We start from the raw sequence: 10,007 nt of genomic DNA, 5'->3' as shown, positions 1-10,007 counted from the left end.
ATCGCGCCGTACTGCCAGGCCGCCGAACCCATACCCGACGCGACACCAAAGGCGAGTGCGTCCGGCAGGCCCACTACCGCCGCGGTTATCCCACCGAACAGATCGCCGCGAAAAGTGTCCAGGCTGTAGTTCAAATCAGCGCTCCTGTACTTGACTGATTGGGCTTGCTTCGCGGGGAAAGCTACGTATCTTCGCTGTTTAGATGATAATTGAGCAGGTTCCTTGTAAAAGAAGAAACCTATTTTTGATTTTATGGGAATAGAATCATCGACGGCGGAGTCTAATAAATCGACCCGGCCAGGTCAATATTTCCATCCTTGTATTATCAGTCTACGCTGTAATAACGACGTGCGAATGTTCAGAAAAGGACGACTGCGTCCATGTGCGGCCGCCTCTCACAGAATCTGACCTGGCAGCAGATCTACACGCTTTACACGTTGCCTGTTTCCGCGCCTCGGCTTGATCCGCAACCCAGGTTCAACGGTGCGCCAACCCAGGATTTCGCGCTCTGTCGGTTGGACGAAAACGGAATGAGATCCATGGCCGTGCTTCGCTGGGGACTGGTCCCCTTCTGGGCGAAGGACGTCAAGATCGGTGCCCGAATGATCAATGCCCGGTCCGAGACCGTCCGGGAAAAGCCGGCCTTCCGATCGGCCTTCCGTACGAGGCGGTGCCTCATCCCGGCGAACGGTTGGTTCGAATGGAAGCGGTTCGGGCCGGCCGGCGGCGGCAAACAACCTTATTTCCTGGCGCTCGAGAGCGATTCACCTCTTTCCTTCGCCGCTTTGTGGGAGCAGTGGGGCCGTGGAGGCGAGCACCTCGAGACGTTCACCATTATCACGCCTGAAGCTTCGTCCGCACTTGCGGATATACACGATCGGCAGCCCGCTGTGGTGGATCCGGACGATTATACCGACTGGCTCGACCCCGGGACGCCCGAGGGGACGCTTCAGGAGATCATTAGAACGCCCCACGAAGGACCCTATGAAATTCGACCCGTGAGCGACCTGGTAAACCGGGTGGTCAACGACACGCCGGACATCCTGAAACCGCTGGAAAAGCAGACATTGTTCTGACGGGTTGACACAATCTTTTGGCGTAATCTGCAATCTAAAGTACGCGAGGCGTGTACCGTGGTTCAACCACCCCGTGGGACTCCGCAAGACGATGCCGGAATGCTCCGGCGACTCGTCCTGGCCGTGCTGACGTTCGGCATCGTCGGCGTCGGTTTCGAACTTGTACTGCTGGATCACATGGAAGACCCGTGGCAATGGGCGCCGATCGCACTGCTGGCGGCCGCACTGCCGGTTTCGATCTGGCTCATCCTCTCGCCCGGTTTCGCCGTCATACGGACGTACCAGGCTATGATGGTACTGTTCGTCATTTCCGGATTCGTCGGGCAGTGGCTGCACTACCAGGGCAACGTGGAGTTCGAACTGGAAATGTATCCGTCGCGGCAAGGGCTCGAACTGGTGTGGGAGGCGTTGGGCGGCGCTTATCCGTCCCTCGCGCCGGGCACCATGATATTGTTCGGTTTGCTTGGCCTGGTGGCCTGCTTTCGGCATCCGGCCGTTCATACAGGACCTGTAACCACCAATACCCTGGAGAAACCATGACAATCTCTATGAAACCTCGGTCGGTATTGCTGCACGCGCTGATCACTGGCCTGTTTGCGGTCGTGATGGGAGGATGTGGCGGTTCGGAACCGGACGGCACGGGCAGTCCGGGCAGTCCGGACGATGCCGCCCAGGTCGAATCGGCCGTCGAATCGGCGTCGGCGGTCATCAATCCCAATCTCTCCGGAAGCGACGAACTCGGGATGCTGCCGGGCATGACCACCGAGCTTGCGGAGGCGGTGCTGGATACGCGTCCCTTCATGGACATGATCGAACTGGACGGGCTGGTCACCGGGCACCTGGGCGTCGAAGAGGCCACCGCGCTCTACGCAGGAATGTTCATTCCCCTGAACCTGAACACGGCCTCGGACGTAGAGATCCTGCTGGTACCCGGCGTGGGGGACCGGATGCTCCACGAATTCAAGGAGTACCGACCCTATCTTTCCATCGCCCAGTGGCGGCGTGAAATGGGCAAGTACGTGGACGACGCGGAGGTCGCCCGCATGGAACAGTACGTGTTCGTCCCCATCGACCTGAACACGGCCACCGACGAGGAGATACTCGCCGTACCCGGCGTGGGCGAGCGCATGGCCCATGAATTCAGGGAATACCGCCCGTATACCAGCATGGAGCAGTTTCGCCGTGAAATCGGTAAGTACGTGGACGACGGTGAGGTGGACCGGCTGGCGAGATACGTGGAGATCCGAAGCCAGGATCCGTAGAAGAAAGCGTGCCGATTGAGGGAATCGGTAATCGGGGTGGGGGGATTTGAACCCCCGACCCCCTGCTCCCAAAGCAGGTGCGCTGACCGGACTGCGCTACACCCCGAAAACACCGGATAATGATACGTTTCTCCGGTGGTCCTGTCAAGGCAAACCCCGGCCGCGGCGGCCCTTGAGCGGTGCCGGACCGGTCGACGACGGAAACCGATCCATGAAACTGGCCGTCAACGGAAGGATGGATGCCGAACACCTGGCCTTCGCCCGGCAACTGGGGGTTACGGACGTGGTGAACGGGGTGCCGGACTGCGACTTGTCCAGGGGGTACTACGATTTCCATGATCTATCGCTCCAGAAGGCGCGCATTGAAGATGCCGGGCTGTCCTGGTCGGTGCTCGAGGGCGTGCCCCCCGAATGGTGCGACAAGATCAAGCTGGGACTGCCGGGTCGCGACGAGCAGATCGACAACTGGTGCAGGACGCTCGAGAACATGGGCGCGGTGGGCATTCCCGTCCTGGGTTACTTCTTCAGCCTGCGCAACGTGGGCGGCAACTACGGACTGCGCACCTCCAAATCAACCCCGAGCCGGGGCGGCGCGGTCGTCACCCGTTTCGACTACGAGCAGATCCGGGGTGCGAGGCAGGACTACTGGTATCCCCCCGTTCCCCAGGACCTGGAACGGTCCGACGAGGACATGTGGAGCAACGTCGCCTATTTCCTGGAGGCGGTCATACCGGCGGCGGAGCAGGCCGGGGTGCGCATGAGCCTGCACCCGGACGACCCGCCCATATCACCCATCGCGGGAATCGCACGGGTCTTCCGCAGCCACGAGGCCCTGGTGCGGCTCGTCGACCTCGTACCCAGCGACTGCAACGGCCTGGGTTTCTGCCAGGGCACCATATCGGAAATGCCGGGCGACGTGCTCGAGGCCATCCGGTATTTCGGCAGCCGGGACAAGATCAACTACGTCCACTTCCGGTTCGTGTCCGGCCCTGTTCCCGCGTTCTCGGAGACCTTCATCGACCAGGGCCACGTGGATCCCATGGCATCCCTGCTGGCCTACGAGGAAGCCGGGGTGGACTGTCCCATGATCGATGATCACGTGCCGCGGCTGGCCACGGACCCGGAGGGGCGTCATAATGCGTCGAGGGCTTACGCGCTGGGCTACATGAAAGCACTGTTGGACAACGTCGGGCGATGCCGGGAAGGTGTAGCTTGATACGCGTCGACCGGGACCGGTTTCTGGAAGAGGGTTTCCTGATCCTGCGTGGCGTGATCCCGCCGCGGGATCTCGAAGCCCTTCGATGCAGCTACGAGATCCTCGTGGACCGTCAAAGGAGAATCTGGACGGACATGGCGGCCCGGGGCAAGGCGCCGGCCGACGTGTGGCGGTCCTCGACCCAGCTGCGGCTGAACATCACGCGGCCACCGGACCTGGGCGATCGGGAAACGGCGGCGGCTTTCGAGTTCTGGCTCCACGAGAACACCCAGGGCGTGAGCAGTGTGCTCCTCGCCGAAGACGACGCACCGCCCACGGAAATGATGCTCATGTGCAACCCGGTGAGCGACCACGGTCCCGCCCGGTGGCACCGTGACTTCTATCCGCCGTTGAACTGTCCACTCATGGCCTATGCGGACGATATTCTGGAAAGCGGTCCCCGATACGTCCAGTGGAACGTACCGCTATACGATGACGCGGTGCTGTGGGTCGTTCCCGGCAGCCACGTCCGGCGCAACACGCCCGAGGAGAACGCGTCCATGTCCAGGGATCCGAGGTCGCCGGTCCCGGGCGGCGTGCAGACCAGACTTCAGGCGGGGGACGGCGTCGTCTACATTCTCCCCATACTCCACTGGGGGAGCAATTACTCCACGAAACTGCGCCGCACCATTCACGGGGGATTCGCGCGCTTGACGCACTGGCATACGACGGACTGGATCGAGCATCTTGCGCCCGCAGCCCGCGATACCTGCCTGCGCTGGCACGAGCGCGCCACCGGATACATGGACCACGGAGAGGCGGCGTTGCGCGCGGTCCTGGCCGCGGACGCCGGCGCCTATCGAAGCGCGCTGGATGCCCTCCATCCCGGTCGAGGCGAGAAGGGCGTCGTCAAGTCGACCATCTGTCTCAGCAAGACGGCCCGGCATATCTACAATCAGCGCTGTGTGGACCCGGACGGTCTTACGGCGCCGGAAACCCTGGGCATTGAATCGGTCCATCCCATGACCCTGCAATGGGGCAGACCGCTAGGGGAACGTTTCAGTCCGGAGGAAGCGGAAGTCCTGTGGGCGCGGTTCAAGCCCGTCGACGACCTCATGCAATCCGACGAGGACCAGCTCCTGCCGGGATTCCAGGGCGGCGAGACCCGCTATCATTTTGAAAACGTTCCGCCGGCGCTCACCCCGGACAACTGGTACGCTTCATGGACCACCGGACGAATAGAAAACGGGGCATTCCCATCATGAAACCACCTTCACTGCTATCCTTCGAGGCCGTCGTCGGCCAGTCCGATCCCGGTATATTCGATATACAGTCCAGCGCACCGGGACCGGAGGGCAGCCTGCCGCTGACCGGCGACATGTTGCGGGACAGCCCGAGCGGCGATCTCTTCGGCCTGTCCCAAAACGTGGGCATGGGTTGGAATCCGAAGGCGCTGAAACGCCGGGAATACCTGATCCTCAGCACCCAGGGAGGGATCCGCGCATCCGACGGAACGCCCGTGGCCCTGGGATATCACACGGGCCACTGGGAGGTCGGCCTGCTCATGCAGGCGGCCGCCGAGGAGCTCACGGCCCTGGGCGGCATTCCCTTCGGCGGCTACTGCACCGATCCCTGCGATGGGCGCACCCAGGGCACGCCGGGCATGATGGACAGCCTGCCTTACCGCAACGACGCGGCCATGGTCTTCCGGCGGCTGATCCGGTCGTTGCCGACGCGCCGTGGCGTGATCGGCGTGGCAACCTGCGACAAGGGGCTGCCCGCCATGATGATCGCGCTGGCGGCGACCCACGACCTGCCCTGCGTGCTGGTGCCGGGCGGTGTCACGTTGCCGCCCGAGGAGGGTGAAGACGCCGGCAAGATCCAATCCATCGGCGCCCGGTACGCCCACGGTGAGATCACGCTGGAATACGCGGCGGACATGGGCTGCCGGACCTGCGCGTCGCCGGGCGGCGGCTGCCAGTTCCTCGGTACGGCGGCCACTTCGCAGGTCGTGGGCGAAGCCTTCGGCCTTTCCCTGCCCCACAGCGCGCTGGCGCCATCGGGGCAGCCCATCTGGACCGATATGGCAAAGCGGTCGGCCCGCGCGCTGATGCGGCTGGACGCCGAGGGATTGTCCGTTCGGAAGATCCTGACCGAAGAAGCGCTCGAGAACGCCATGACGGTCCACGCCGCCTTCGGAGGCTCGACCAACCTGCTGCTGCACATCCCCGCGGTCGCCCATGCCGCACGACTGCGTCGCCCCGGGATCGAGGACTGGGCAAGGATCAACCGGCAGACGCCCCGGCTGGTGGACGTGCTGCCGAACGGTCCGACGGGCTATCCCACGGTGACCGCCTTCCTGGCCGGCGGCGTGCCGGAAGTCATGCTTCACCTGCGCGAAGCGGGTCTGTTGAACGAATCGGTACTGACCGCGGCCGGGACAACCCTGGGCGAGGTCCTGGACTGGTGGCAGGCGTCCGACAGGCGGCGGCTGGTCCGCGAGCGCCTCAAGAAGGTGGACGGGATCGACCCGGACGACGTGATCATGTCCCCCGACCGCGCGCGAAGCCGGGGTTTGACCAGCACGGTGACCTTTCCCGTGGGAAACCTCGCGCCGGAGGGATCGGTCATCAAGAGCACGGCCATCGACCCGGACGTCGTCGATCCGGACGGGGTGTTCCGGAAAACGGGACCCGCGCGGGTCTTCACGCGGGAACGGGACGCCATCGCCGCCATCAAGAGCCGAAACGAGGACCGGGTCAAGCCCGGCGACGTGCTGGTGCTCATCTGCCGGGGTCCCATGGGCGCCGGGATGGAGGAGACCTACCAGATCACCGCGGCGCTGAGGCACCTGTCCTTCGGAAAGCACGTCGCCGTGGTGACCGACGCCCGGTTCTCCGGCATCTCGACGGGCGCCTGCATCGGCCACGTCGGTCCCGAGGCCCTGGCGGGCGGCCCCATCGGAAAGCTCATCGACGGCGACCTGGTGGAAATCGTCATCGACCGGAACAAACTGACCGGATCCATCAACCTGGTCGGCAGCGGGGACCGCACGTTCGGCGTGGAAGAGGGCAGCCGGCTGCTCGCCGGGCGTTCGCCGAGGAACGACCTGGCCGTCGACCCGAATCTGCCCGACGACACCCGGCTCTGGGCAGCACTGCAGCAGGCCGGCGGCGGCGCGTGGGGCGGATGTGTCTACGACGTGGATGAGATCGTCCAGCGATTGCAGCAAGATGGCCGGGCCGGGGACCAGGAACCGTCACAACCAAAGACGAAGGCAGGCAAAAATGGCAGATAACCCGGCCGTACTCGACCTGAATGTGCGGTATTTCCAGGACAGCACCCCCGCCGACGTGCCCTGCAGGGAAGAGCATTTCATCCGCCGGGAGTTCCGCATGAGCCTGCCCGTCGAACAGACGGCGCTCGTCCTGGTGGACCTGTGGAACACCCATTTCATCGACAGCTGGATCGAACGGGCCGCCCGGGTCACGCGGGAGGCGATCGTGCCGGCCATCGAGATGAGCCGGAAGGCCGGCCTGCCGGTGATCCACGCCCCGTCGCCCGAAGTAGCGCGGCAGTTTCCCCAGTCGACCCGGAACCCGGCGGCGCCGGCACCACCGCGCGGCGGCGCGGACTGGCCGCCCCCGGAGTTTCGAAGCAGGGAAGGTGTGTACCAGGCCTACCAGGGACCCCGGAGCCAGCCCCCGGGCATCGGACTTCACTGGGACCCCATCAGCGACGGCCTGACGGTGTCGCCGGCCGTGGAGATCCGCGACGAAGACGTGGTGATTACCACCGGCGCCGAGCTGCACGAGGTGCTGGCAGAACGGAACGTGCTCCATCTGATCTACGCCGGTTTCGCCACCAACTGGTGCGTCCTGGGCAGGGACTACGGCATACGGGCCATGGCCCGGTACGGATACAATATCGTTTTCCTGCGCGACTGCACCGCGGGCGTCGAGTTCCCGGACACGCTGGATCAGCTTTTCGTAACGGAAATCGCGGTCCGCGAGGTCGAGCAGCAGTTCGGATTCTCGGCGTCCAATGCGGATTTTTTCGAGAGTTGCCGAAAGGTCACGGAAAGGAACGCGGATTGATCGTCGACACCCACACCCACTTTTACGATCCCACCCGGCCGCAAGGCGTGCCCTGGCCCGATCCCGGCGACGCGTTCCTGTACCGGCGCATCATGCCGGAGGACTTCAAGGGCGAGGCGCGGTCCGAAGGCGTCACGGGCACGGTCGTGGTGGAAGCCAGCGCCTGGGTGGAGGACAACCGGTGGATACTGGACCTGGCCGAGGAAGACCCCTTCCTCCTGGGCCTGGTGGGTCACCTGGAACCACCGGACGAAGATTTCGAATCCGACCTGGACCGTTTTGCCGCCCATGACCTCTTCTACGGCATCCGGTTGGGGAAGGTGCCCGTCGAAGATCCGGCGTATCTCAAGGCACTGGATCAACTCGCCGCCCACGACCTCACGCTGGATCTGCTCGTGGGCAAGGAGTGGCTGGCCGGGGTGACCGCCTGCGCCGACCGTTTCCCCGGTCTCAGGATCGTGCTGAACCACCTCGCCCACGTGCCGGTAACCGGCGGCCGCCCGGACGAGGAATGGATCGCCGGCATCACCTCCGCCGCGGCCTATCCCAACGTATTCTGCAAGATATCGGGCATGGTGGAACTGGCGCGGGACGATCCTACGCCGGAGGACCCGGCCTACTATAAACCGGTCCTCGATGTGCTCTGGAACGCCTTCGGGGAGAGCCGGCTGCTTTATGCCAGCAACTGGCCGGTATCCTGGAGATTCGCTTCCTACCGCCAGGTGCAGGCACTGGCCATGGCCTGCTTCGAACCGAGAGGTTCGGAAGCCCTGGAAAAAATCATGGGTAAGAACAGCAGGGAAGCCTACAGATGGGTGCCGCGAAGCTGACGGGCGTGTGAGAGCCGAGAACCCCACGGCCAGGTGAGACGCTACCGCACTGCCGCCTGGCTAACGGTCTTCGATCGGAACGTACTGACAGACGTCGTCGCCGGTATAGATCTGGCGGGGACGGGCGATTTTCTGCTCCGGGTCGTCCAGCATCTCCGCCCACTGGGCCAGCCAGCCCACGGTGCGGGGTATGGCGAAGAGCACCGGGAACATTTCGAGCGGAAAACCCATGGCCTGGTAGATGAGACCCGAATAGAAGTCGACGTTCGGATAGAGTTGCCGGTTGACGAAATAATCGTCTTCAAGGGCGATCCGCTCGAGTTCCACGGCGACGTCCAGCAGCGTGTTCTTCTCGGTCACGCCCAGTACCCGGTGGGTCATCTCCTTGAGGATCTTGGCCCGGGGATCGTAGTTCTTGTACACCCGGTGGCCGAACCCCATGAGCCGTATATCACCCTGTTTGACCTTCTTGATGTAAGCGGGCACGCGGCTGATGTGCCCGATTTCCTGCAGCATGTGCAGCACCTGCTCGTTCGCGCCGCCGTGCAGCGGACCGTACAGGCCGGCGGCGGCGGCGGCCACGGACACGTAGGGATCGGGCAGCGAACTGCCGACGCTCCGCATCGCGTTGGCGCTGCAGTTCTGCTCGTGGTCCACGTGCAGGATGAATACCACGTCCAGGGCCTTTTCCAGCACGGGATCGGGGGTGTATTTCTCCGTCATCTTGTACATCATGGACAGGAAGTTTCCGCAGTACCCCAGGCCGTTGTCCGGATAGGTGTAGGGGAACCCCTGGCTGTGCCGGTATGCGAAGGCCGCGATGGTCGGAATCTTGGCGATGAGCCGGTGGATCTGTTCGTTGCGGATGGCCGCGTCGCGGATCTGCTTCGCTTCCGGGTAGAAAGTGGAAAGCGCGGCGACCGTGCTGATCAGGATCCCCATGGGATGGGCGTCGTAACGGAACCCGTCCATGAACTTCTTGATATTCTCATGGACGATCGCGTGATGGGTGATGTCGTAGGACCATTCGTCCAGCTCGGTCCGGGTCGGCAGCATGCCGTGGACGATCAGGAAGGCGACTTCCAAAAAGGAACTTTGGACCGCCAGGTCCTCGATGGGGTAGCCCCGGTAACGCAGGATACCCTTTTCCCCGTCGATGTGGGTTATGCTGCTCCGGCAGGAGGCGGTGTTGGTGAATGCCGGGTCGTAACCCAGCAGCCCGAAGTCGTCTTCGGACACCTTGATCTGTCGAAAGACCGTGGTGGGGATCGCGGCGCCGTACCTGGGATAGGTCCCGTACTGGATCGGGATCTCGTATTTCTTGCCGGTCCGGTTGTCGATGACCGTCAACGTGTCAGGCATGCAGTACGACCTCCTGCAAACAGGATGGGGAAAGCTCGGACTCCGGGATTTGCGCGCCGTGAAAGCAACAAATTAATGAATCTCGGCCTCTGGGTCAACCGATATTCGATTCCCGTTCGCCTCGAAACGGCAGCGTTTGCAAGTGAGGATCGACACCGACCACTCGCGCCTTGCCATGAGGCGCG

At 63.5% G+C, this 10,007-nt stretch carries 8 protein-coding genes and 1 tRNA gene; 7 read left to right on the top strand and 2 right to left on the bottom strand.

Annotation, left to right across the window (positions count from 1 at the left end):
* The first annotated feature begins 380 nt into the window (after nt 1-380).
* Both F4Z81_15790 and F4Z81_15785 read left to right on the top strand, forming a co-directional pair.
* Entirely contained in the window at nt 381-1,076 is a 696-nt protein-coding gene (locus F4Z81_15790) for an SOS response-associated peptidase (protein MXW06511.1), read from the top strand.
* 188 nt (nt 1,077-1,264) lie between these two features.
* Nucleotides 1,265-2,338 carry a helix-hairpin-helix domain-containing protein gene (locus tag F4Z81_15785; GenBank protein MXW06510.1) on the top strand — a complete coding sequence of 358 codons (1,074 nt, stop codon included), beginning with the start codon at nt 1,265-1,267 and terminating at the stop codon, nt 2,336-2,338.
* A gap of 31 nt (nt 2,339-2,369) precedes the next feature.
* On the opposite strand, the gene F4Z81_15780 is transcribed toward F4Z81_15785, so the two are convergent.
* Nucleotides 2,370-2,444 (bottom strand) — tRNA-Pro (locus tag F4Z81_15780).
* 105 nt (nt 2,445-2,549) lie between these two features.
* Between F4Z81_15780 and F4Z81_15775 the strand changes: the two genes are divergently transcribed.
* The 5 genes from F4Z81_15775 to F4Z81_15755 are packed head-to-tail and all read left to right on the top strand — an operon-like array spanning nt 2,550 to nt 8,460.
* Nucleotides 2,550-3,554: a TIM barrel protein gene (locus tag F4Z81_15775; protein MXW06509.1), complete on the top strand. Its 1,005-nt coding sequence runs from the start codon at nt 2,550-2,552 to the stop codon at nt 3,552-3,554.
* Nucleotides 3,551-4,798, top strand: a complete 1,248-nt coding sequence (locus F4Z81_15770) for a phytanoyl-CoA dioxygenase family protein (GenBank protein MXW06508.1) — start codon at nt 3,551-3,553, stop codon at nt 4,796-4,798. The genes F4Z81_15775 and F4Z81_15770 overlap by 4 nt, the downstream gene beginning before the upstream one ends.
* A complete protein-coding gene (locus tag F4Z81_15765; protein MXW06507.1) occupies nt 4,795-6,831 on the top strand; it encodes a YjhG/YagF family D-xylonate dehydratase in 2,037 nt (678 codons plus the stop codon). Before F4Z81_15770 ends, F4Z81_15765 begins: the two co-directional genes overlap by 4 nt.
* Nucleotides 6,740-7,630: a cysteine hydrolase gene (locus F4Z81_15760; protein ID MXW06506.1), complete on the top strand. Its 891-nt coding sequence runs from the start codon at nt 6,740-6,742 to the stop codon at nt 7,628-7,630. The genes F4Z81_15765 and F4Z81_15760 overlap by 92 nt, the downstream gene beginning before the upstream one ends.
* Entirely contained in the window at nt 7,402-8,460 is a 1,059-nt protein-coding gene (locus F4Z81_15755; GenBank protein MXW06505.1) for an amidohydrolase family protein, read from the top strand. The genes F4Z81_15760 and F4Z81_15755 overlap by 229 nt, the downstream gene beginning before the upstream one ends.
* A gap of 60 nt (nt 8,461-8,520) precedes the next feature.
* On the opposite strand, the gene F4Z81_15750 is transcribed toward F4Z81_15755, so the two are convergent.
* Nucleotides 8,521-9,822, bottom strand: coding sequence for a citrate synthase (locus tag F4Z81_15750; GenBank protein MXW06504.1), 1,302 nt, complete (start codon nt 9,820-9,822; stop codon nt 8,521-8,523).
* Nucleotides 9,823-10,007: the final 185 nt, after the last annotated feature.

This window comes from Gemmatimonadota bacterium (assembly GCA_009835325.1).
Lineage (GTDB): Bacteria > JAAXHH01 > JAAXHH01 > JAAXHH01 > JAAXHH01 > JAAXHH01.
This window is presented reverse-complemented; position numbering and strand designations above follow the sequence as displayed.

What these genes read in the sequence shown, in the direction of transcription:
- F4Z81_15790 (MXW06511.1), top strand. Translation starts at nt 381, where the DNA reads ATGTGCGGCCGCCTCTCACAGAATCTGACCTGGCAGCAGATCTACACG.
- F4Z81_15775 (MXW06509.1), top strand. Translation starts at nt 2,550, where the DNA reads ATGAAACTGGCCGTCAACGGAAGGATGGATGCCGAACACCTGGCCTTC.
- F4Z81_15765 (MXW06507.1), top strand. Translation starts at nt 4,795, where the DNA reads ATGAAACCACCTTCACTGCTATCCTTCGAGGCCGTCGTCGGCCAGTCC.
- F4Z81_15760 (MXW06506.1), top strand. Translation starts at nt 6,740, where the DNA reads ATGAGATCGTCCAGCGATTGCAGCAAGATGGCCGGGCCGGGGACCAGG.
- F4Z81_15750 (MXW06504.1), bottom strand. Translation starts at nt 9,822, where the DNA reads ATGCCTGACACGTTGACGGTCATCGACAACCGGACCGGCAAGAAATAC.